Here is a 24,328-nt window from a genome sequence, read left to right on the forward strand (position 1 = left end):
TCCTTTTAGTGTTGAATTATTATTTTGGTTTCCATTGAAATCTTAGAAGTAATAGCGTTTGAAATCAAACATGCTTTTTCTGCTTTTTCTACAATACGTTCTGCACGACCACGTTTAGATTCGTCTGCAATTATAAGCTCAGGAAATAACAATATCTCGCTCATTACAAACCTCCCATCAATTTTTTCTAAAATCCCTTTTGAACCACACTTAAAACTAATAAACTCTAGTTTTGAAAATTCTGCAATTGCCAAAAAAGTCGTCATTAAGCAACTGGTAACTGCAGCTGTAAATAAATGTTCCGGCGACCATATATTTGGCATACCTCCAGGGAATTCTGGTGGCGTAGCAACGTTTAAGCAATTCGTTTCGTTCGTTTCTTTATTATAAAGCTCTGGTGAGCTCAACACGCCCTTTCGGTCTTGTGTCCAACTAACATTAACATTATAGCTATGTTTTTCCATGGTGACTTGTTTATAGGTGATTATTGAAAATAAATATGATATGCAGCTATATTTTCTTTGATACTCTGTTTTATTTTGGACGCTTCCTCAACATCTTGTACTTCTGATAGGGCTTCAATTTTTTCCATTAATGGAAGTAACCAAATGTGTAAAAAATCATGCGATGGTCCCTGCATTGTACAATTTTTAACTACATCGTTTTTCGCTTCACCCAATTGCGCTGCTAGCTTGTGATAGTCTTCAATCACAACCGTAGCTTGTGTTTTTAAAACATCTTGCATTACAATAACACCTTGGTTCGTTGCCACATTAGCCTGCCATTTAGCACCTTCATCTAACTCCATGTCCGCAACCCAATCATTATGATACTGCGTTAGAGTATTGGTATCTTGGTGGTCTTGTACGACCTCTTTTCGGAAAGAGTCGTCTTGTTTAGTGTCGTTTTTACAGCTAATTAAAGCACTTAAACACAGCATAAAAAGTAATCGTTTCATAATAATTTATTTAGTTTTCGATTTATGTATCCACATTTCCGCAGGCATGCCTATTTTCAAACTTCCATCATTAACAACCTCTACTTTGGCTGCAAAAACCAACGCCACGCGCTCATCTTTCGTCTGAATAATTTTTGGTGTAAACTCAGCTTCCGAAGCTATCCAACCAATAGTTCCCTTATAGCTTTTCATTGTATCGGAAGCATCAATTTTCACGCTAACCTCTTGGCCTATTTTTACGCTTGCCAATTGTGTTTCACTTAAATATACTCGCAACTGCATACGCCTTAAATCGGCGATTTTATAAAGCGGTTTACCAAAGCCAGTAATCTCATTTGGTTCGGCATATTTGGTTAAAACAGTTCCGTTTATAGGGTTTATCAGTTTGCTTTTTTCAATTTTATTCTCAATCTGTTTTAATTGAACATCTATAGACTTAAGTTCGTTTACTACGGGTGCATTTTGAACTTCTATACTTCTAATCTGACTTTTAATAATATCCATATCTCCCAAAACATCGTCTAATTGCTTTTGTGTAGCTGCGCGATCTCGCATCAAATTTTGTATACGGTTTTTAGTTGTATTTGCTGTTTTTAGTTTGGCGTTTAAAACCGTAATTTGAGAGAGCACACCTTTTGATTTTGATTTTATAACAGCCTTTGATACTTCCAATTGTTCTCGCTGTAATGCCAATGGAATGGTATCGACATATCCTATAAATTGATTTTTTTCAAGAGTTTCACCTTCACGAATATCAAACTGCATTAATTTCCCACTATTTTCTGCTGAAATAGTAATTTCAGTGGCCTCAAAATTACCATAACCATCGGCTTTCCCATTAGAGTGCCTACAAGAGAACATACTTATAGCCAGAGTGGCTAAACCTAATATAGACGTTATATAGTTCATTTTTTAATTTCCTTTAGTTATGTTATAGTTAGCTTTAGCCAGTTGCAATTGAATCTCGTGCTTAGCAAGCGTGTTCTCATCTTCATAAAGATTTGTAAGCTCTATAAGATAAGCCGAAGCTGTTATCACCCCATTTTTTAACTGCGAATCGGCTGCAAGTAATACTTGCTTTCTTAGTGATACAATTTCAAAATCGGATGTTATAAAGGCTTTAATTTTATTGATTTCAGATTGGTACTGCTGAAGTTCTATATTTTTGTTTATCTCAAAAACATCTATTTCGGTATCTATAATCTCTTTATTAATAGCCAACGACTGTTGCTCTTTTTTTGAGGCATGCCAATCAAAAACATTCCAATTCATTTTTACACCCACAGTATAAAAGGTCTGAAATGAATTATCTAACATATTAAGCCCTGGATTGCCATAACCTCCTGTAGCGAAACCAAAAACTTTAGGCAAGTGTTTCTTAGCAAGAAGTGCTTCTGAAACTTCAATTTGATTTTTTTTTAACTGAAATAAGTCAAATTCTGGTCTATTCTTTTCATTTTGTTCAAAAACCATAATATTTTCTTTTACAAATGGTGTATCATGTGGTATATTCTCACCAAGAATGGAAGTCAAGGTTTGTAATAAGCTAAGCTTGTTTTGCTCAACCTCTATTGTTTTTTGTTTAATGCGAAGTAATTCTGCTTCTATAATTTTATCAGAAGTGGGCAATACCGTACCATATTTCACTCCAGATGCCACCTCTTTAAGCTTGGCTTCCAATTGGGAGGTTATGGCCATTAAAAGGTGTTTGTTCTCTTGTGCTAATAACACCGAAAAGTAAAGTTGGTTAATCTGTTTTTTTAATTGGTACAAGTGTACTTCCACCTGTTTTTTTTTCGTTTCTAATACCGCAGATTTAATCTGTGAAGCAATATCCAGAGTTCCACCATCATAAATAAGTTGATTTATAGAAAGCGTTGCACGATATTGGTCTTTATTTAAAGGTGCAATCTCGGCATTTGGAATAGGCACCTCAACAACATCCGATTGATAAGTGGCTTGTGCAGCAAACGCCATACTGGGTAAACGGTCTGTTTCAATCACTTTTAAATCTAAAGCATTTTGTTTTTCCAATAAATAATATTGTTGCACTAAAGGATAGTTGTTTTCAATCAACCTGTAACACTCTTGCAAAGAAAAAGTTTGTTGTGCAAAGCCATTGGCCACCATTAGAAAAATAACAGATTTAATTAAACGTTTCATGTTATACTTTTACGGAATGAATTATAAAATCTGCAACTTCTGTTTTTCGGTTTTCAATAAGTATTTTATACCCCTCATCATCTACATTCGTAAATGCTTTTAACAAAGGCTCACCAACAAAAGGAAAAATATTTAGTGCTATAATATTAATAAATAACTGTTCTGCCGAAATGGGTCTCAAAACACCATTCTTAATCTCTTGCTCCACTTGCACCTTGAATTTATCAATATTGGGAAACCCCTTATTTTCTTTTATTTTCAAAATAAAATCAGGGTTCCTATTCAGTTCTTGTAAAACAAAATTCGGCAAATATGGATGCTTGCTAACAAACCCAATATAATTGGATGTAAAGTTTCTTATCTTTTGCTCAATTGAAGAATCATCATTTAAAATGGCATTCAATTGTGGTGCCAACAAAGAAAATGCATGCTTAAAAACTGCTTCAAAAAGCAATTGTTTGCTTCTGTAGTAATAATGGAGCATGGCTTTATTAATACCTGCTTTATCTGCTATTTCTTGCATACGAGCGCCATCCATACCTTTAGACTGAAACACACGCTTAGCTGCCTCTAATATCTGATTTTCAGTAGTCTCATTTTTTAATTTACTCATACAACTAAATGGTTTAACCAATTGGTTAACAAATATACATTAATTTATAGATATAAAAATAATTTTATGTTAAAGCTTTACAGTTTAAAAAATCAGAATAAAATAACGTAATGTGGGTAATGTGATTGACATGGCTTATTTTTACAAAATATTATGGATTCACTTACTCAAATTGTTTTAGGCGCCGCTGTAGGCGAAGCTGTTTTAGGAAAAAAAATTGGAAACAAAGCCATGTTATACGGTGCAATTGCTGGAACTATTCCAGACTTGGATATAGTTGCAAGTTATTTTACCGATACCGTTACAGCTCTTGCTATCCATCGTGGGTTTACGCACTCTATCATATTCTCTGTAGTATTTGCTCCTATTTTTGGCTGGCTTGTTTCTCGTTATGAAGCATTTAAAGACATCAAAGCTTGGTCGTGGTTGTTCTTCTGGGCCTTTTTAACACACCCTATTTTAGATGCCCATACCACTTGGGGGACGCAATTGTTTTGGCCGTTTGATTTAAGATTGGCATTTAAGACCATATTCGTTATCGACCCCATTTATACCCTTCCTTTTTTAGTGTTTTTAATTTTTGCCATGTTACAAAAACGCACTTCGCCAAAACGTCGGTTATATAATAATATGGGGTTATGGATAAGTTCTTCTTATTTAGTACTAACCTTTTTTTTAAAATGGGTGGCATTTACCCAATTTAAATCGGCTTTAAAAGCACAAGACATAAGCTATTTGCAAATAGACACTAGGCCTTCGCCATTAAACACCATTCTTTGGAGCGCCAATATTGAAACAAAAGACGCTTATTTATTAGGGCATTATTCATTTTTCGATACGCAGCCTATTACTTTTGAATCTTACCCTAAAAATCATCAGCTTTTAGGTGATTTTATTAAGGATGAAAGCGTACAGCGCATGATTGCTATTTCCGAAGGTTGGTACACGATCACTAAAAAAGAAGACCTCCTTTATTTTAACGATCTACGGTTTGGTCTTTTAAGTTTAGCACCAAAATCGCAAAATTTTGTTTTTCAATATAAAATGGAAAGAAACGATTATGGTAAAGTTCAATTTACCGAAGCCCCTAAAGATAAACGAGATGGCAAGAAACTATTAGCCGATTTATGGATCCGAATAAAAGGAAATTAAAATATCGTGCGAAATTAAGGTTTTGGATTTAATTTTCGAACAACCCATTTAATGAAGTAAAGCCCTAATACCCCTCCTAAAAAAGACACCATAACATTGATGGTAAACAACACTCCATTCACCTCTCCGGTTAACATAATGGATTTAGGACCAAAACCAAGTCTTCCAAATAGTTTGATAAAAAATATGCTTCCAAACATACCAGCAACGGTATTCCCCGTAAACCCAAGGGAATATTTTTTATAAAAAAAACCCACGAGATTAGCTCCCAGAATACCAATAAAAATACTAATAATTGCAATAAGAGTGTCTGTCATAACAAAAGGTGTTTCTACTTACCATTACATTAGTGTTCACCATATCCAATATCATCCATTTTCCCCTTAAACACTTTATAGTTCACGAACATATATACACCCACCAATAGCGCTGCAATAACAAACCAATAGACCCCAACGGACAGTCCGTACTCATCTGCCGCTACATTATATAGGGTTAAAGAGGGATTTACTGCATTTGTGGACGGTAATACCTTTGGAAAAATAGAAGCTACCGTAGAAGTTAATCCTCCAAATAAAAACAATGAGGAAAACAAAAAGCCTTTCCCATCTTTTTGAAAGGCCCTCACTTTAAAAAGTCCTAACAAGCCGATAAACATGACTAACGGAAAAATTAAAAACCAAGGTTCCTGTATAAAGTTATGCAAAGGGTTAGGCTCAATAATATGCCAGATAAATAAAGACAGAATTACTAAGCCTAATAAAACAAAATTAAGACGAAACACCACTTGCTTCAACTTTTTATTTAAGTCTGAATTGGTTTTAAAAATAATCCAATTGGCACCATGAATCGCTAATGCAACAACACCTATAATACCTAATAATAGCGTAAACCAATCTATAACACCCAACTGCTCCGAATGCGGACTAAAAGTAGGGTTCCATAAGGGCAAAAAGAAATAATGCGCTTCGTGCGCAGACACACCATCCACTACGCCTCCTAAATTAACACCTCTAACAACATTTCCCAAGGCTATACCAAAAAAAAGCGCCAGTAACAAACTTGCTATACCAAAAGCCTTATCCCAGATAGCCTCCCACATTTTGTTATGTATTTGGCCTCGTAATTCCAATCCAATCGCTCTAAAAATAAGCAACCATAAAATCATCATCAAGGGTAAATAAAATCCACTAAAAGCAGAGGCATACAGTGTTGGAAAAGCAAAAAACAAAACACCACCAGACGCAATAAGCCACACCTCATTAGCATCCCAAAACGGACCAATAGCATTGGTAATGGCTTTTTTGTCTTTTTCATTTTTCGCAAAAAACAAATGTATAATTCCCGCTCCAAAATCGTAGCCATCTAATATTACATAAACCGCCAACATGGTCATTAAAACGATGTACCAAAATAGTTCCATAATCAATGTTTTGATAGTTCTGGCCCTTTGTGTATAATCTTTCCTGCCAACATTAAAAATAATAAGCCCAGTAAAAGATATAAACCAATAAAACCAAGTAATGTGAATAAGGTATTCCCTGCGGAAACTGTTGGCGAAGCACCATCTGCTGTTCTTAAAAGATTATAAACCAACCAAGGCTGCCTCCCTAACTCCGCAGTATACCATCCTGTAGTATTTGCAATATATGGAAAAGGCAGCATAAGCATAAGTGCCCATAAAATCCATTTGGTCTTATACAGTTTTTTTCTGTATAACTGTACAGCAGCGACCAACATTAACCCAATAAAAATAGTACCTAATCCTACCATAATATGATAAGCATAATATAAGCCTGGAATATTTGTAGGATAATCTTTTTTATCAAACTCATTTAAACCTTTAATCTCGGCATCCCATCTTTGATAGGTTAAAAAACTTAAAACATTAGGAACTGCTATTTTATTATCTAATTTTTTTTCTACCATATTGGGTTGCCCAATCAAAACAATCTCTGCCCCACCTTCTTGCGTTTCAAAAATCCCCTCCATAGCTGCAAAGGTTACAGGTTGATGTTTTACAACATTTTTAGCAGCCCAGTCTCCTGTTGGAAAAGCAACCAAAACACTCGATACCAATCCAAAAACAACCCCTGTTTTTACAAAAAGTTTTCCAAATTCATTATGCTTCTCATTCAATAAGTAGAATGCACCAATTGCCGCTACAACAAATGAAGAGGTAATTAAAGAAGCCAATTGATTATGCAAATAAGACGGCATTAACCATGGATTGGAAAATAATGCTCCAAAATTATTGAGCACAAACCTACCATTTTCTAAAATTTCGTAACCTACAGGATGTTGCATCCAAGAATGGGTAGCAATTATAAGATAACCACTGGCCCATGAGCCCAAAAACACTAAAAAACCTGTTACAAAATGAAGTTTATGCCCCAATAGCTTCTCACCAAAAATAAAAAGCCCTAAAAAAGACGATTCTAAAAAGAAAGAAAACATGCCTTCCATGGCCAGGGTCTGCCCTATAATTCCGCCTGTAAGCTCCGAGAACTTGGCCCAATTGGTACCAAACTGAAATTCCATTGGAATTCCGGTAACCACACCCATGGCGAAGTTGAGTGCAAAAATCTTCATCCAGAATTTTGCAGCGTCATTATATTTATCAATTTTGGTTCTTAGAAATTTCCATTTAAAATAGACTATCATTAACGATAGCCCCATGGTTAATTGTGGAAATAAGTAATGAAAAGTAATGGTGAACGCAAACTGCATGCGATCATAAAACAACATGTCTTCCATATAATGGATATTTGATTTTCAAAAGTACAATACATCCCGTTTTTAAGGATAACATTTTCTAAAATATTTATTATTATTTTTCAAATGCAACCATCCAAATACCTCTAACTTGATTTATATCATACCCTATAGCTTTGTCATTTGGATATAACAATTTTAAGGACTTCGATATTTGGGGCTCAATGTTTTTATTTGGTTTTCCGTGACATTGCAAACACATCGCATTGGTTGCAATAGGATAATAGACCTGTACTTGGCTACCCAAATCTTCTACAATGGGCGTAGGCTCGTGGTTATTTAAGAAATCTTTTTTAAAGGTCTCGATATACTCCAATTCTTTAGTATTTGCTTGATTATCGGGGTTTCTAGGCTTATCTGAAACCCGTTTAATGGTGGCCCGGTGTACCACACTCATGCTGTCGGTAAGTGGGTAAGCATTTTCATTACAAAAAGTTAAAGCAGCATGTGTTCCTTTTTTTTGGATGGTTCCCATTAAGTTTTTTCCTAGAATCGCTTTTGTACTCAAAGCATATTTTAGTCCGCGATCACTATAAGTTAGATTATCAAGGGTTTCTTTTGATTTTTGCTGCCCCACACTCTTTCCTTTACCCATGCCACTCCCTTTCCCTCTTCCATTTCCACGCCCTTTATTATAATGCGCTTCAAACCACTCGGGGGCTTCAATATCAAAATCGAACATATAATCGGCAATCTGACAAATGGTTTCTTCGGGATAATGGGTTTTGGGCATCACTCCAAAACGCATAACAGCACCGGGCATTTTAGTGTTTTCTTCTGTTGGGTTTTTTATCCAATTTTGGATGTCGTCTATAAAAGCTTCTTTTGTAACACCTCCTTCCATATAATGCCTTTTAATCCCAATCATGGGCGGTCCAATACGATCTTCTTCACTAGCTGATGGACTATGGCACACATAACAATTCGTTTCCATTAGTTTTTTACCAGGGTGGTTACTTTGAATATCGTCACCACCTGAAAGCGATGTTTTATTAGACTGTTTGCAGCTCCCCAAAAACATCAAGACTATTATAGACAAAACAATTCTCATACTATGTTGTTTTTTTTCAAAAATACTATTCAAATACTGCAACTGTGTAACAAGAGTTACAACAAAATACTTCTATAAATCTTCGTAAAAGCGCAACCTATTATGCAATATGTTTATTTCCTCTTTTAAAGAGTCTACTTTTTTTAAAAGATTATAAATGGCATCTACACCTTCAATATTGATTTCTAAATCGTAATGCAGACGTATTATTTTTTCAACCTCTTTTATTTGGGTGAGGTGAATGTAATTATCATTTTTTTCTACCACTATTTTTATAAGTTGATAATCTTGCAAAGTATTTATAAAAGAAACAGGGACATTATAACGTTTGCAAATTAATTTTATGGGTATTAAGTCTTTTGTTTCCATTATGAACGTAGTTTTTGTAATTCTGAAATAAGGGCCTTTTCTTTATCGGAAAGATGGGTGGGCGTTGTTATTTGGTAGGTGATAAATAAATCACCATACTGTCCTTCTTTTTTATATTTAGGAAAGCCTTTGCCTTTTAGTTTTACTTTAGTACCATTTTGAGTCTCTGGTTTTATGTTCAATTTCACTTTTCCGTTAAAGGTATCGACCATAAGTACGCCACCCAACAATGCCGTATAAAGGTCTAAATCTACAGTAGCATAAAGATGTTCCTTATCCCGTCTAAATTTTGAATCGTTCGAAATTGTAAATTGAATATATAAATCGCCATTTGGCCCACCATTTACACCTTTTCCTCCGTGCCCCTTTAATTTTATAATTTGACCGTTTTCTACGCCTGCAGGAATGGTAATTCTAATGTTCTTCCCATTAATGGTAAGAGTACGTTTATGGGTTTCATAAACCGCTCTTAAGTCTAAGTACAATTCTGCATTAACGTCTTGGCCTCTGAATTTCACGCCTCCACCCCGGCCTCCCGAAGCGGCACCGCCAAACATATTTTCAAAGAAATCTGAAAAATCTGCTTCAGAATAGCCTCCCGGTCCTGTTTGAGAGCTTCTATGTTGAGATTTTTGTTGCTGCTGCGCAGTGTTTTGATAGGGATCACCATGCTTCCAATGCTCCCCATATTGATCATATTTTTTTCGATTTTCCGGGTTGCTTAAAACTTCATTGGCCTCATTAATTTCCTTAAATTTCTTTTCTGCCTCTTTATCATTCGGGTTTAAATCTGGGTGGTATTTTCGAGCCAGCTTTCTATACGCCTTTTTTATGTCTGCATCGGAAACATGTTTTGAAACCCCCAATATTTTATAATAGTCAACAAATGCCATATAGTATTAATTTGATTTATTTTTAAAACCTTAATTCCATAATATTCGCAATACAGAATCTGTAAAATATATTTTCAAGAATTATATATGCGCTTTAAGAACTGAAATAATATTGTTTTTTTGAAGCACTCCAGATTCACGCCATTGTTGTTTTCCATTTTTAAACAAGACCATGGTAGGCACACCTTTAACTTGATATTGTGCCGCTAATGCTTGATTTTTATCAACATCTATCTTTATAATCCTTACTTGGTCACCCAGTTCTTTTTTTACATCTTTTAAAATAGGTGCCAAAGCTTTACAGGGGCCACACCAATCTGCAAAGAAATCTATTAAAATTAATTTTTCGGAACCTATAATTGTACTGAAATTAGTTTTCATTTTTCTTGTTTTAAATAAAATTACGGATTAACATTCAAACTTTGCATGATACGAATCAGTAGCCTTTAACTAAACAACTTAAGGAAGCGGCTTTAACATTGTTTTTATTCAACAGCTCCAAAAACGCATCATGAACAGGATATCAAGATAATAAAAATTAAAATAACAGACCATTAACTAATCCATCATTTCCACGTGTTTATCATTCTTTTTTTTGTACTTTTAAAGTAGCTAATGCTTCACGAAAAAAGTATGCCCTATTACAATAAAGATGTTTTTAAAGTGCTTATGGAAGCCATTCCAGAAGGAGTTGTTATTGTTGATAGCGATCAAAAAATAATTGAAGTAAATTCTTCCATAGAACATATTTTCGGATATAGCCACAGCTATTTAATCCATAAAGATTTAAGTCTCCTCCTATCTTTAAACTACCCTGAAGACCACACCATGCGCTTCGAGATATTTGATAGTGCAGGAAAGCATAAAAAAATATGTGCATCTACAGATGTATATGGTTTAAAGCATAATGGCGCCATTTTCCCTGCGGATGTACAATTAAACCCGCTCTCTATCACTAACCAACCTCATGTTATGGTGTTGATAAAGGATGTTTCTGAAAAAAAAGAAATAGAGAAGAACTTAATGTTAAAAAGCAGGGCACTACAATCTGCCAATAACGGTATTGTTATAACCGACGCTTTAAAGAAAGATAATCCGATAATCTATTACAACTCAGCTTTTAAAAAACTTACAGGGTATAGTTCTAAAGAAATTTTAAATCATAATTGTCGGTTTTTACAAGGCAAGGATAAAAACCAAAAACCCCTTAAAACACTTAGAAGGGCTATAAAAAATGGAGAAAGTTGCCAAGTAACCATTCGTAACTACAAAAAGGACGGCACACTCTTTTGGAACGATTTATATATTATGCCTATAATAGACCTCAATGGGATTGTTACTAATTTTATAGGCATTCAAAATGACGTAACCTTACGAAAGATTGCTGAATCAGAAAAACACCATTTCTCTACAATATTTGATGAGTCGCTAAACGAAATCTATGTTTTTGATGCAGATACCTTAAAATTTTTAAATGTAAATTACGGCGCCCAAAAAAACATTGGATATTCCATGCAAGAGCTTATAAAGATGACCCCTTTAGATATTAAGCCAAGAAATATGGAAAGCAAGTTTAAAGACACTATTGAGGCACTGCTTAAAAAAACAGTAAAAAAAATAGAATTTGAAACCATACATAAACGAAAAGATGGCACAACTTATCCCGTGGAAGTCCATTTACAACTATCAAATTTAGCCGATAGAGATGTTTTTGTAGCCATTATTTTAGATATAACAGAGCGCAAAAACTACACGAACAAACTGGAAAACAAAGTGGAAGAGCGTACACAACAGCTCAAAATAGCCTTGAGCAAAGAAATAGAACTCAATGAACTAAAAACCAAATTCTTATCTTTAGTTTCCCATGAATTTAAAACCCCTTTAAGCGGGATTTTAACATCCAGTTTATTATTGGGCAAATATCCCCTCACCGAGCAACAGGACAAACGCGATAAACACATAAAGACCATCTCGGAAAAAGTACATTATTTAAACAACATTTTAAATGATTTTTTATCTATTGAAAAATTAGAAACAGGCAAAATGAATTACAAATTCTGTGATTTTAAAGTGAGTAAAGTTGTAAATGAGGTAGTTTATAATGCTAATATGATTTTAAAAGAAGGACAACAAATCCATTATCCAGAAGATATCGATGAGCTTTCATTATATCAAGATGAAAAAACCATTGAACTTATTTTATCTAACTTAGTTTATAATGCGGTACGATATTCTCACGAACATGGCATTATCGCTCTAGAGATATTCCAAAACACGAAAACCACAACCTTTAAAATAATAGATTACGGCATTGGAATACCTAAAAAAGATCATAGCAGAATTTTTGATCGCTACTTTAGAGCCGAAAATGTAACAAACACACAGGGTACCGGTATTGGTCTAAATATTGTAAAAAGCCACTTAGACCAATTAAAAGGAACTATAAATTTTACAAGCAACGAGCATATAGGCACTACATTTACCGTTGTTATACCTAATAAAGCAAACCAATGAAAACCATTTTATTAATAGAAGACGATACCGTTTTAAGAGAAAACACTGTTGAACTTTTGGAATTGGCGCGTTATAAGCTTATTTCGGCCTCTAATGGAAGGATAGGTGTTGAAATGGCACAAAAACACATACCCGATCTTATCATTTGCGATATCATGATGCCAGAACTGGATGGTTACGAAGTCCTGCACGCCTTATCTACATCCCAAACCACTCAGCACATTCCTTTCATATTCCTTTCAGCAAAAACCGAGCGTACAGATGTTAGAAAAGGCATGAACTTAGGAGCAGACGATTATATTACAAAACCTTTTAGTGAAGAGGACCTCGTTAACGCCATCGAAAGTCGCTTAGCAAAAGTCGCCATTTTAGAAGATTTAAAAAAAGAGCAACCTCTCCCCATAATAGAAAAAAATGAACCCCGCCTCAAAACCATAAATGATTTAAAAAACTTTTTTGATGATAATGGAACCCCACTATCTTATCATACTGACGATACTATTTATAAAGAAGGTGAGCATTCAAATTATATTTACCTTGTAAATAAAGGAAAGATAAAGAGTTTTAAAATAGATGATCAAGGCAAAGAGCTAATTATCGAGATATTTAAAGAAGACGATATATTTGGCTATACGTCTTTTATCGACAATCTTCCACATAAAGAAACAGCAAAAGCCATTGAAAACACTCATATATTAGGCATTTCTTTTATGGAATTTAAAAACATACTTAACAATAATCCGAAAATTGGTTTAGAACTCATCCAACTCTTAACAGATAACCTATCGCTTATAAAAACACAATTGCTACAAATGGCATATGGATCTGTAACCAAAAAAACTGCTGCTACTATTTTAAAATTTGCAGAAAAAATAAACCGAAAACCACAGGACCCTATAAACATTTCTCGAAATGATTTAGCCAATGTAGCCGGTATTGCATCCGAAACATTAATAAGAACATTAACTAGCTTTAAAAAACAAGGGCTTATAAAAATAGAAGGACGAAATATAAAAGTATTGAATATTGATGGCTTAAAGGCCATGCACTAATCGCCAAAACACCATTAAGTGATTTATATCATTTCAAAATCAGTGTCTTACCAGTAAATTTACTTTGTAAATATGCTATAAGATGAAAAATATATTATTACCCACAGATTTTTCAGAAAACTCATGGAACGCTATTACCTACGCAATACAATTTTTTAAAAACTCAGATTGTAACTTTTATTTATTACACGTAAAAAAACCTAGTGATATTGTTCTAGATGATGCTGTATACAATCCCCCTTTTAATGACACTAAAAGAAACAGCCACGCAAAACCAACAGAACTGCTTTTACAAGACATTCAAGAACGTATTCTGAAACATTTTCCGAAAAATAAAAAACACCAATTTTATACGCTCATAGAACGTCGCTTTTTTATAGAATCTATCAGAAGTTGCGTAGTTCAAAAAAAAATAGACATCATAGTAATGGGTACCAAGGGCGCTACGGGGCTAGATAAAATTATTGTGGGCACAAATACGGCCGATGTTATTACTAAAGTAAAATGCAGCACTTTAGCGATTCCAGAAAATGCACGATTTTCAAAACTTAAAGCAATTGCGTTCCCTACAGATTTCTCCCTAACTTATAATATCCAGGTATTGCAACCTATTTCTGATGTTCTTAAAAATCACCATTCGATATTGCGCATCGTCCATATAAGCAAAAACGAAACCAACCTAAATGACGACCAAAATAAACACAAAGCCCTGTTAGAAGATTACTTTAACACATACCAACATAGCTTTCATTTTTTAAAAAGTAAAAAAGTAGAACACACCATACAATGTTTTGTTACGGATAAAAATATTAATATGATTTTTATGGTAGCCAAAAACCTTAATTATTTTCAGCAAATTTTATTTCATTCTAAAATTAAAGAAATAAGCTACCATACCGATATTCCTTTTTTGGTACTACATGAAAAAAATTAAAATACTTTCTAATACCCAACAAAATCACTCTATAAAAGAATATGTTTTTTAAACACTGATAAATGTCATCTTCCAATACAATTAAGCACCCTAAATTTGCATTATTATTATACGTTCTTACAAATTACTTCAAAAAAATCTAGGTTCTGTTATTTCCAAATAACAGAACCACAACAGAGTTTTAACATATGCTGTTTTTATTTTTTTTCATGGCTTTACTTAGTAATACCATGAAAAATAAAAAATAAAAACCGCTTACTAACTCTGACAAAAAGGGAAATGTGTTGCCATGTTTCCCTTTTTTTTATCACTTCAAATTTAAAAACATTACGCTTCCAAAAAGCAACAGCAGCATTCTTTATCCAAAAACACTCTTCATAGGGCATATAAAGTGACATATATCATTGTTAAATAGACGTTTAATCTTTAACTTTAGCAGATACATCTATAAAGCCATGAGAAAAATATTAATCCCTACCGATTTTTCAGAAAACGCTATGAACGCCATACGTTATGCCGTAGATTTATTTAAATATGAAATCTGCGAATTTTATTTTATGAATGCCTATCGGGATGATATATATGCACAAACGCAAGACTTTACTCAAGATAATATAGACCGTATTTCGGCCAATATCAGCAAAAAATCTGAAGAATTATTAGGGAATATTAAAAGCCATTTTAGAAATAAATTATCAAACCCAAAGCATACCTACTTTATAAAACCTTCCGACAACTTGCTCATGGACGAAACCAATAGAATTGTTGATGAAGAAAATATCGATTTAATTGTTATGGGAACCAAGGGCAAGGCCAACAATAAAAAAATAACATTTGGAAGCAACACCTTACAAGTTTTAAAATATGTAACATGTCCTGTTTTGGCTATTCCGGAAAATTACAAATACAGCTCATTAAAGCACATCCTGTTCCCAACAGATTATATGGTTCCCTATAAAAGAAGGGAATTAAAATTACTTTGCGAATTAGCTTACCCCTTTAATGCAATAATAGACATGCTTTACATATCCAAAAGCAACACGATGTCTTTAAGACAAAAAGATAACAAAGCATTTATCGAAAAAGAGTTTTGCAAAAATAATATCAATTTTAAAATTGAAAACAGCAATCATATTACCAATTCCATTTTTAAAGCAATTAAAGAGAATAAAACGGATATGTTAGTTATGATAAATACAAAACATTCATTTCTAGAAAACATTGTATTCCAGTCTACCATAGACAAATTAAGCCTGAACCTTGATATTCCTTTTTTAGCATTGCAAAACATAACACGTGCCTGACATTTAACTAAAAAATCAACATCATGAAAAAGATTCTTTTACCAACAGATTTCTCCAACAACTCTTGGAACGCTATAGCCTATGCCTTACAGCTCTTTAAAAATGAGAGCTGTACGTTTTACGTACTTAATACTTATACTCCCATGATTTATCATGCAGAACATGTTTTGGTTAATTCTGCACAATTTGAAATGGTAGATGCCGTTAGAGAAATGTCTTTAACCCAATTAAATGATATTAAGAACCGTATTGAGAGAGACTATCCAAACCCTAACCACATTATAGAAACCTTATCTACTTTTAATACCCTTATTCCAGAGATAAGAGATGTTGTAGAAAGCAAATCCATCGATTACGTCGTTATGGGTACAAAAGGGGCCACGGGCGCACAAGAAATCTTATTCGGATCGAACACAGTCCATGTTTTCAAGAACATAAAATGTCCTGTACTAGCCATTCCTGAAGGTTATACATTTAAAGATCCAAAAGCCATATTGTTTCCTACAGATTATGAAATAGATTATAAAAACAAACAAATTAAGCCTATTCTCAATATGGTGTCGTTATTTGATTCTACAACCCATATCTTAAATGTATCCTATGGATATGATTTATCTGAGGACCAAAAAACAAACAAGCATAATCTTGAGACCTATTTCAAGCAAACACAACACACCTTTCATAGTGTTAGTAACAACTCTGTACAAGAAGCCATAACAAATTTTCAATTAGAAAATAATATTCAGTTATTGGTCATGATCAATAATAAACATTCCTTTTTTGAAAACCTGTTTTTCAAGTCTACTATAAACCAAATTGGATTTAATTTAAAAATTCCCTTTTTGGTTATTCCATCAAAACTAGAAAACTCATAGTATATGGTTTATCCCTTTAAAATTATAAAAAAAACGGATAACAGGTTTTAAAGTACCAGAAGAAGAGGCTGTTAAGAAAAAACATAAGACCGTTGCAAAATCCACCTTAATTAGATTCAATTTTTGTTATTATCTTGTGGGCTTCAAGTTGTCTGTTTATCTCTTTGAACAGCGGCTCGTAGACTTTTGCTTTGGTCGTTATAACTTCTGAAGCGGGATAGTATACTGTGGTCTGGTACTACTTGGTCTATATGCAGGCCGCAAAGTAGTTGAAGGAAATGCTGTCGTTAACGAGGCTCTCTACTTCATAGTCGCATAAACCGCAGCATGTTTGCATTGAACTCATTTAAAAAACAGCAGTCCACTGTAACTTGGCTTTCCTGTTGCGCTTTAGCCCCTCGTGTAGTGTTTTTTTAGAACTTGGATTATTGGTAACAAATCAATAGCGTCCTAAACGATTAAAAAAGGGAAGGAGTTTTTACCTCTCAAAAAATTCCCTTTGAAGTTCTCTATAAAACCCACCTTCCCTATGTCAAAAATAACATTGTTTTCACAAATTATCTGTAAGTAAGGCCGTTCAAGATTTTCGAAACTGGTAGAATCTCGCCAAAGTGACAAGCATTAAAAAGGTTATAATAGTTGGACACACCGTGTTTCGATGTTGTTCTGTCATTTTGCCAAGAGCAAGTCCGTTAGAGGCATCAGTAATGGTCTTCGCTCTGCGACAGGCAATCTAAATCATTTGGGCATTAAACGCGCTCCCTCCAAATCTACCATCAGCTACCTATATCAACATTACGGATGGCAGAACAGCAAACAATAAAGGCGTATATGACATCCCTTTAATTAAGCGGAGCGTTGTTGCAGCGGATAAGTTCTATAATGACTTTAGCTTACTGAACAATTGGGACAGCAACAAGGTGTTTTTCGATATAAGGCACAAAGAGAAACTTCAATACAATACCATAAAAGAGCTGAATTTGCCCGATAACAGATTGTAGCACATTATGAAAGATGAGATAATTGAGTTGGCCAATGAAGGCTCAAGGAAAAGGTCTAAGGGCAAGTTAAGACGTGTGAGCGTATGAGCTAAGAAAAACCAACAAGCGATAGAACTCATTACCAACCAACTTACATGGTCACCAAATACGATAAGTGAACTCTATAAGGCAAAGTGGCAGATTGAAATATTCTTTAGGTAAATCAAACAGTTGCTTCATATAAAAAGCTTTATAGGCACAAGTAAAAACGCTGTTATGATACAAATCCAGACAGCTTTAATTACGATCTTAATCCTAAAGGCAATGAAAGCGATGGCTAAATACAAATGGCACTTATCAAATTTGGTCGCTTTTATCAGATTGAACATTTTTGTTAGAATCCACTTGCAATTATGGCTAGATAGCCCCTTTGAAGAGCCCCTGAAATACCCCAAGAGTATAAACAAGGGGTTCTATTTTAAAAATATGGATCAAATAATCGGGACTCCTAAAATGAAGGCATAAAACTCCATGATCTATCATCATTTAAAATCGTTTTGATTAAGGTTATGTATTCATAAATTTAAATTTAGAACACTCTTAGTTACTCATTTTTTTACTTAAAACTTGTTTCATTTGCGATGGATTTGAATATAATATTGTCTTATTTTGCATTAATTTTTTATGTATATGATGGGTAACATTCATCCAATCTCGACCTTCCCCCCAAAGAGGTTCCATCATTTGAGATTCCCAGGTTTTTAAAGCTTCATTTAACCTATTGTATTCATTTTTTTGAGAATTCATCAAGTCGGTTGTTTCACCTAAATCTAATTCAAGATTATACAAAGTAGACCCATAATTATCAAGACGAATCAACTTATAATCTCCCACTCGTGCTCCCGCTTCTTCCAATTTTCTCCAAAAAAGCATGTCGTGTGGATTTCCCGATTTTTCACTTTTTAAATAAGGCAGTAGATTCACACCATCTAAAATTAAATCCTGATCCTTATTAATATTAGCAGCAGCCATAGACGTTGCAAAAATATCTAAGGAAGAAGATAGGCCATGGAATGTTTGACCGCCTTTAATACGAGTTGGCCAACTTACAATAAATGGCACACGATGCCCACCTTCAAATTTATTTCCTTTCCAACCTTTTAAGGGCCCACCACTCGAACTGTTATTGGCTGCGCCTCCATTATCGCTTAAAAAATATATCAAGGTATTATTTTCAATTCCTAATTCTATTAATTTCTGTTGTAGCTTACCAATATTCTCATCCAAAGACCAGGTCATGGCAGCTAATTCTTTTCGGGGATGGTCTTTATATTTTTCTAAATGCTCTTTTTTAGCTTCCATAGGGGTATGAACCGCATTGTAAGCTAAGTACATAAAGAAGGGTTCATCCTTGTTTTCTTCAATATATTTAACCGATTGATCACCTAAGAAATCCGTCATATAGCCTTCAAATTCTATACGTTTACCATTGTGTTGCAACATATTATACTTTGAGGGGTTTTTCATAGGAAAATAAGAGCGACTTCCTGTTTCAAAACCAAAAAAATCATCAAAGCCACGTTGGTTGGGATGGTCAGATTCATGCTTTCCTAAATGCCATTTTCCTAAAGCAATGGTTTTATAGCCGTTTTGTTTAAAAACATCAGCCATAGTTACTACGTCATCCGAAAGTCCAATATCTCCAGAATTTTCGTCTCCAGTATCATTTGCTTCAAAACCGAAACGTTGTGGGTATTTACCGGTTATCAAACCAGCTCTACTAGGCGCACAAACGGTGGCATTAACATGAGCATCGGTTAATATAACACCGCTTTGTGCTAGCTTATCTATATTGGGAGTTTCCAAATCTTCGCAGCCCATAAAACCAAAATCGGCATAACCCGCATCGTCAATTAATATGACGATGACATTTGGTTTTTCAACTTGATTGACTGGCTTATGTTCGCTATTCTTTTCTTGCGTTTGCTTGCAATTTAAAAATAGCGAGACCATTAAAAGAATGAAGAAATGACTTTTCATGTTAACATATCTTGATGGCATTATTCTGATTTAAAATTCGGATTTAATTCATTTGGTATGGGTGCATTAATTTGAGTTCTACAATTATTTAATACTTCTGACACTTTTACAAAATGGGCTTTAATAAACTTATTTTCTTTACTTTGACACTAAGTATAAAAAATAGCCGAAATATCGATTAATTATAGTCGTTTCTTAGGAAACAAAAAAAGTTAAAGCTCTACAGTCTTTCTTATCTACAAACATCTATTCCATTGTAAAAGTGTAGAGATAGAGTTAGTTTTATTGATTACTCAATGATAATTTTTTGTACAAAACTTCTTGCTCCTAATTCTATTTTAACAATGTAGATACCGGAAGAAAGTGAACTCACATTAATTTGTGATTGTGAACCAATCACATTTTTAACTAATTGGCCTGTAAAATTATAGATATTAAGTTTTACATCATTTTTTTCAATAACTTCTGAATAATCTACATTCAAAACGCCGTTTTTTATAAGTGATGGAATTACAGAAACCCCATCAGACTTGGAATTTAAATTAACCGATAATGAAGGTCCTTGTTCATACACTTCTTGTGTATATGCTATTGGCGATTGGTGATCGTGATACATAATTCCTGAGCTACTCAAAGTTATTGGATTACGAACAGCCATTAAAGAATAAACTGGCTTATCTGGTTGCCAAGTAAATACGGCATAGCGCTCTATAAAACTAGTAACGTCCAACATGTTCATGTAAGCTTGCAGCCCATCTCTTGCTGCCTCATTTGAAGCAGGTTGATCTGTCCAAGTGGCACCATAGTTAAATTCTTTAATCCAAATAGGACGTTGCCATTTATCATGAATAGCTTTTAACCAATTGTAAAAACCTTGAGCTGAAGTTTTTTTATAATAATGCACTACAATATAATCTACACGTAATCCTGCAGCTTCGGCTTTTGTCATAAATTCATCTCTCCAAGCTGCCCCTTTACTTCCGTCTGTTACAGCTGGTGACCCTAGTCTTAAACCCGATGCTAATAAATCAGAATATTTTTCAATGGCTTTATCAACAGTCATATTGGACTGATCCGAATTATCTGGTTCATTAAACGCCATATAGTGAGTAATATCCATACGCTCACCTAAACTTATGGCTTTTTCTATTGAACCACTACCCCATTGATTAGGAACAAATTCAGCATTTCCAACAGCTTCACCAGAAGTTCCCCAGTTGTAATACCACGAATTATTAAGTGATGCTACTACATCTGTACCTTTTGCTCCAATTCCTTTTTTATGAATATCATTCCAAGGAGAAACACGAATAAAAGACGCTTTCTGTTGTAAGTTTTCTGGAAGATTTATACTTAAATTGGCATTGGATGCTACATATACTTTACTTACTCCTGTTCCATTTATATTTTCAGCAAAAGTAACCATGTAGCCTTTTTCTAAGGTAAATGAAACAGCCCAATCATCATATTCTGCTAAGGTACCGTTGTAAAAGCCACAATACATTTCATGTTCTTCTCCTGAAAAATTGTAACCAGAATAAAGCTTAAGTACAGGGTCATTAACCTGAGCAGTTTTAAAATCTTCTTGAGCATCTTGAAGATTTAAAATAGCATTGTCTACTTCGGCAGAAGTAGCTTCACAATTATCAAGTACAGCGTTGGTGTCATTAATTACTTGCTCAAAAGCATCAACAGAAGTTTGTGAATATTGTTCGTACTTATTACCAATAGTTACCGTACTAATTTTATTTTCGGCTAAAGCCACATTACCTGTTAGAAGCAAACGATTTTCATCTCCATTTAATAAAGAGATATTATCAAAATAAAATTGACCATTATTCGCATACATGTACATTAACTGAATATCAATTTTAGCAATATCTTTTGCATCTTCTAAAAAAGAGGCATTAGCAAAAACCAACTCACCATTGTTATAAAAATTGACTTTATTTGTAGTGAAATCTACTTGAGTTGACAACGTAAAAATAGTATTTGTTGGAAAATTTTTTACTGGTAATCCATCAACAAAGCCACTTGGAACCCCACCTTCCATTGTCGTTGCATATTTTATAGTAGCGGTGTCTATTCCCACGGCAATACTAGACAAATACTTACCCATAGATGATATTAAGTGTATTTGGCAATTTACAGAATTACGTGAGGCAGACACATCAAAAGAAAACGCTGAATTACTAGATGTAGGAGTAAAAGCACAATAGGCCGATGGCATTGTGGCATTATGATCAAACTTTAATTTACCGTCCTTAACAGTTACACGTCCAGAAGTATTGTATTCTGTCCATCCGTTTGGAAGTGTTCCATCAGCATCAAAAGTGTTGTTTATTACGGTACCGCACGGGGTTGTTTGGGCAAATCCACAAAAAGAAAATAAAATAGCAGTTAGTACAAATTGTATTTTTTTCATAATCTTTTTTTTATTGTTGATTTGAAATTATAATTTTTTTAGTCACTTTTATATCACTAGAAACTATTTGAACTAAATAAACCCCACTGCTTAAATGAGAAACATCAACTTGATTAGATCCATTTGATTTGGTCAAAACTTCGTTTCCGTAAACATTGTATAACGTAATAATGGCATTTGTAAATAAAGAAGGTTCTGAGTATTTAATACTCAATAATCGGCCTGTTACTGGGTTAGGATAAAGACCTACATTCGATTTACCAAAACCTGTGACTGTCAAGCTTACACCTTGTTCATATACTTCTTGAATATATGAAGGGTTCTTTGATTCTAAATCTCTATAGAATTGACCAGTAATATTTAATTCGCCATTGTCTATACCACCTATACCTGTTGCAGAACCAAAGAAATAATACCAATTGTAACGTTCTATAAAATCCGCCGCTTCAAGAACTTCAGTTAATCCTTTAATGTTGTTGTAACCTTGCTCTACAGTTAGAGGTGCAGATCCAAAATTAGGATTACCATAATTATATTCTGTAACCCATATAGGAAGATTATATCTGTCATATAAACCTTGGAAACGTTCTAAAAAACTAGATTTTGAACGACGTACGTAATCATGTGCAGGAATAAAATCTACACGATAACCGCGTTCTATGCATCCGTCCATAAATTCTTTAATCCAAGCACCATCATTAAAAGAATCACTGGTTGAATTGTATTGAATATTCTCAACACCAGGAGCCCCTAGTCTAAGACCAGAAGCTAACAGTTTAGGATAGGCTTCCAAAGCCTCTGCTACTGTTAAGTTTGATTGATCGGAGTTATCAGGTTCGTTAAAAGCCATAAGATGATTATTAGTCATATCCTCTCCAACTTTTTGCATATTTTCAAGAGAGGTCCAGTTATCTCCTTTACTCCAAGCCATTGGAACAAATTGTAAACTAGGTGTTTTTTCTTGACCTATTCCTAATCCCCAGTGGTAGCGCCATGAAGCATTGTAATATTCTGGTGTAGCCCACTTTACATCACCTCCCAAAGCTCCTTTTTTACCTACAGAATACCAAGGACTTACACGTATAAAAGAAATAGTTTTTTGTAAATCAATAGGTAAGTTGATTTCTAAATCATGATCTTGAGCAATGTAAATTTTACTAACACCTAAGCCATTAACATCTTGTGCAAAAGTAGCCATGTACCCTTTTTCTAATGTAAATGATACTGCCCAATCTTCATAAGTTCCTAAACCACCGTTATAGTATCCACAATAAACTTCATGTTCTGTGCCTGTAAAATCATATCCATTATATAATTTAAGTACTGGGTCGTTAACTCTTGAAGATTCAAACGTTTCTTTAGCAGCTTGCAATGCTGCAATGGTATTGTCTATTAATTCTGAGGTAGAATTACAATCTAAAATTACTGTGTTTGATGTGTTAATTACATTTTGAAATGTATCTGCCGCTGTTTGTGGGTATTGATTGTAAATAGTACCAATTGAGGCAAATGCCAGTTGATCTTCTGCGGTATTTAAATTATCTGTTAGTTGCAAGCGATTCTCATCTCCATTTAATAATGAAATATTATCAAAATAAAACTGCCCATTATTATTATACATAAAAAGTAACTGAATATCAATTTTAGAAGCATCTTCTGCATCTTCTAAAAAAGGAGCATCCGATTTTACTAAATCTCCATTAATATAAAAATCAATTGTTTTGGTCGTAAAATCTATTTCTGAATCTATTTTAAAAACGGTGTTACTCGGAAAATTTACAAGTGGATCACCTTCTGTAAAATTACTTGGAATATCATTATTCATTGCAGTTGCAAATTTTATAGTAGCTGGTCCATTACCTAAAGCAATACTAGATATATATTTTCCTGTTGATGATATTAAATGAACTTGACAATTTACTGAAGCACGTGAAGCTGATACCTCAAAAGAAAATAAAGAATTGTCTGCCACTGGAGTAAAAGTTCTGTAACCCGATGGTTGTATTGCATTATGATCAAACTTTAGTTTTCCATTATCTACAGTTACACGTCCGGAGGTGTTATATTCTGTCCATTCTGTAGGTAACGTATTTGTTGTATTAAAAGTATCATTTACAATACTTCCACATGCAGTTGTTTGAGCATAGCTGGTTAATGATAAAAGTAAAATTGATATAAATAGTAATGTTTTTTTCATTTTATTGGTTTTTAGTTTAGTCTTTCAAAACTA

General features: G+C 33.9%; 22 protein-coding genes. 7 read left to right on the plus strand and 15 right to left on the minus strand.

Translation table 11 applies throughout. From position 1 onward, the window contains the following. Positions 1-5: 5 nt before the first annotated feature. The 5 genes from ACFFU9_RS04980 to ACFFU9_RS05000 are packed head-to-tail and all read right to left on the minus strand — an operon-like array spanning position 6 to position 3,734. Positions 6-464, minus strand: a complete 459-nt coding sequence (locus tag ACFFU9_RS04980; RefSeq protein WP_379860282.1) for an OsmC family protein — start codon at positions 462-464, stop codon at positions 6-8. Positions 465-484: 20 nt separating this feature from the next. Then, the gene (locus ACFFU9_RS04985; RefSeq protein ID WP_379860283.1) at positions 485-958 is read right to left on the minus strand and encodes a hypothetical protein; all 474 of its coding nucleotides are present in this window, start codon (positions 956-958) and stop codon (positions 485-487) included. 6 nt (positions 959-964) lie between these two features. Beyond that, positions 965-1,867: an HlyD family secretion protein gene (locus ACFFU9_RS04990; protein WP_379860284.1), complete on the minus strand. Its 903-nt coding sequence runs from the start codon at positions 1,865-1,867 to the stop codon at positions 965-967. 3 nt (positions 1,868-1,870) lie between these two features. Further along, positions 1,871-3,121 carry a TolC family protein gene (locus tag ACFFU9_RS04995; protein ID WP_379860285.1) on the minus strand — a complete coding sequence of 417 codons (1,251 nt, stop codon included), beginning with the start codon at positions 3,119-3,121 and terminating at the stop codon, positions 1,871-1,873. A gap of 1 nt (position 3,122) precedes the next feature. After that, positions 3,123-3,734: a TetR/AcrR family transcriptional regulator gene (locus ACFFU9_RS05000; protein WP_379860286.1), complete on the minus strand. Its 612-nt coding sequence runs from the start codon at positions 3,732-3,734 to the stop codon at positions 3,123-3,125. 153 nt (positions 3,735-3,887) lie between these two features. Between ACFFU9_RS05000 and ACFFU9_RS05005 the strand changes: the two genes are divergently transcribed. Then, complete coding sequence (locus tag ACFFU9_RS05005; protein ID WP_379860287.1) at positions 3,888-4,886, plus strand: metal-dependent hydrolase; 999 nt, start codon at positions 3,888-3,890, stop codon at positions 4,884-4,886. Between the two features lie 14 nt (positions 4,887-4,900). Here ACFFU9_RS05005 and ACFFU9_RS05010 read toward each other — a convergent pair whose 3' ends face one another. The 7 genes from ACFFU9_RS05010 to trxA all read right to left on the minus strand — a co-directional run bounded on the left by ACFFU9_RS05010 (position 4,901) and on the right by trxA (position 10,355). Next, positions 4,901-5,203, minus strand: a complete 303-nt coding sequence (locus ACFFU9_RS05010; protein ID WP_379860288.1) for a hypothetical protein — start codon at positions 5,201-5,203, stop codon at positions 4,901-4,903. A 29-nt stretch (positions 5,204-5,232) separates the two neighbouring features. After that, positions 5,233-6,309, minus strand: coding sequence for a cytochrome d ubiquinol oxidase subunit II (cydB, locus tag ACFFU9_RS05015; protein WP_379860289.1), 1,077 nt, complete (start codon positions 6,307-6,309; stop codon positions 5,233-5,235). A gap of 2 nt (positions 6,310-6,311) precedes the next feature. Further along, entirely contained in the window at positions 6,312-7,643 is a 1,332-nt protein-coding gene (locus tag ACFFU9_RS05020; protein WP_379860290.1) for a cytochrome ubiquinol oxidase subunit I, read from the minus strand. 73 nt (positions 7,644-7,716) lie between these two features. Further along, positions 7,717-8,712 (minus strand): c-type heme family protein, encoded by a 996-nt coding sequence (locus ACFFU9_RS05025; protein WP_379860291.1) that lies wholly within the window; start codon positions 8,710-8,712, stop codon positions 7,717-7,719. 72 nt (positions 8,713-8,784) lie between these two features. Next, entirely contained in the window at positions 8,785-9,081 is a 297-nt protein-coding gene (locus ACFFU9_RS05030; RefSeq protein WP_379860292.1) for a chaperone modulator CbpM, read from the minus strand. Next, positions 9,081-9,974, minus strand: a complete 894-nt coding sequence (locus ACFFU9_RS05035; RefSeq protein WP_379860293.1) for a DnaJ C-terminal domain-containing protein — start codon at positions 9,972-9,974, stop codon at positions 9,081-9,083. Before ACFFU9_RS05035 ends, ACFFU9_RS05030 begins: the two co-directional genes overlap by 1 nt. A gap of 81 nt (positions 9,975-10,055) precedes the next feature. After that, positions 10,056-10,355, minus strand: a complete 300-nt coding sequence (trxA, locus tag ACFFU9_RS05040) for a thioredoxin (protein ID WP_379860294.1) — start codon at positions 10,353-10,355, stop codon at positions 10,056-10,058. 234 nt (positions 10,356-10,589) lie between these two features. Between trxA and ACFFU9_RS05045 the strand changes: the two genes are divergently transcribed. The 6 genes from ACFFU9_RS05045 (at position 10,590) to ACFFU9_RS05075 (ending at position 17,476) form a co-directional block, all read left to right on the plus strand. Beyond that, positions 10,590-12,488 (plus strand): sensor histidine kinase, encoded by a 1,899-nt coding sequence (locus ACFFU9_RS05045; protein ID WP_379860295.1) that lies wholly within the window; start codon positions 10,590-10,592, stop codon positions 12,486-12,488. Beyond that, positions 12,485-13,540 (plus strand): response regulator, encoded by a 1,056-nt coding sequence (locus ACFFU9_RS05050; protein WP_379860296.1) that lies wholly within the window; start codon positions 12,485-12,487, stop codon positions 13,538-13,540. The genes ACFFU9_RS05045 and ACFFU9_RS05050 overlap by 4 nt, the downstream gene beginning before the upstream one ends. 82 nt (positions 13,541-13,622) lie before the next feature. After that, entirely contained in the window at positions 13,623-14,474 is an 852-nt protein-coding gene (locus tag ACFFU9_RS05055; protein ID WP_379860297.1) for a universal stress protein, read from the plus strand. 455 nt (positions 14,475-14,929) lie between these two features. Then, positions 14,930-15,778 carry a universal stress protein gene (locus tag ACFFU9_RS05060; protein WP_379860298.1) on the plus strand — a complete coding sequence of 283 codons (849 nt, stop codon included), beginning with the start codon at positions 14,930-14,932 and terminating at the stop codon, positions 15,776-15,778. A gap of 23 nt (positions 15,779-15,801) precedes the next feature. Continuing rightward, positions 15,802-16,653 (plus strand): universal stress protein, encoded by an 852-nt coding sequence (locus ACFFU9_RS05065; RefSeq protein WP_379860299.1) that lies wholly within the window; start codon positions 15,802-15,804, stop codon positions 16,651-16,653. A gap of 658 nt (positions 16,654-17,311) precedes the next feature. Beyond that, positions 17,312-17,476: a DUF4372 domain-containing protein gene (locus ACFFU9_RS05075; protein ID WP_379860300.1), complete on the plus strand. Its 165-nt coding sequence runs from the start codon at positions 17,312-17,314 to the stop codon at positions 17,474-17,476. A 757-nt stretch (positions 17,477-18,233) separates the two neighbouring features. On the opposite strand, the gene ACFFU9_RS05080 is transcribed toward ACFFU9_RS05075, so the two are convergent. From ACFFU9_RS05080 to ACFFU9_RS05090, 3 genes are all read right to left on the minus strand, one after another. Next, a complete protein-coding gene (locus tag ACFFU9_RS05080; protein WP_379860302.1) occupies positions 18,234-19,673 on the minus strand; it encodes a sulfatase-like hydrolase/transferase in 1,440 nt (479 codons plus the stop codon). Positions 19,674-19,962: 289 nt separating this feature from the next. Continuing rightward, positions 19,963-22,098, minus strand: a complete 2,136-nt coding sequence (locus ACFFU9_RS05085; RefSeq protein WP_379860303.1) for a glycosyl hydrolase — start codon at positions 22,096-22,098, stop codon at positions 19,963-19,965. Between the two features lie 10 nt (positions 22,099-22,108). Continuing rightward, positions 22,109-24,295 (minus strand): T9SS type A sorting domain-containing protein, encoded by a 2,187-nt coding sequence (locus tag ACFFU9_RS05090; protein ID WP_379860305.1) that lies wholly within the window; start codon positions 24,293-24,295, stop codon positions 22,109-22,111. Between the last annotated feature and the right edge of the window lie 33 nt (positions 24,296-24,328).

The sequence above is a fragment of the Mariniflexile ostreae genome, from assembly GCF_042427585.1.
Lineage (GTDB): Bacteria > Bacteroidota > Bacteroidia > Flavobacteriales > Flavobacteriaceae > Pseudalgibacter > Pseudalgibacter ostreae.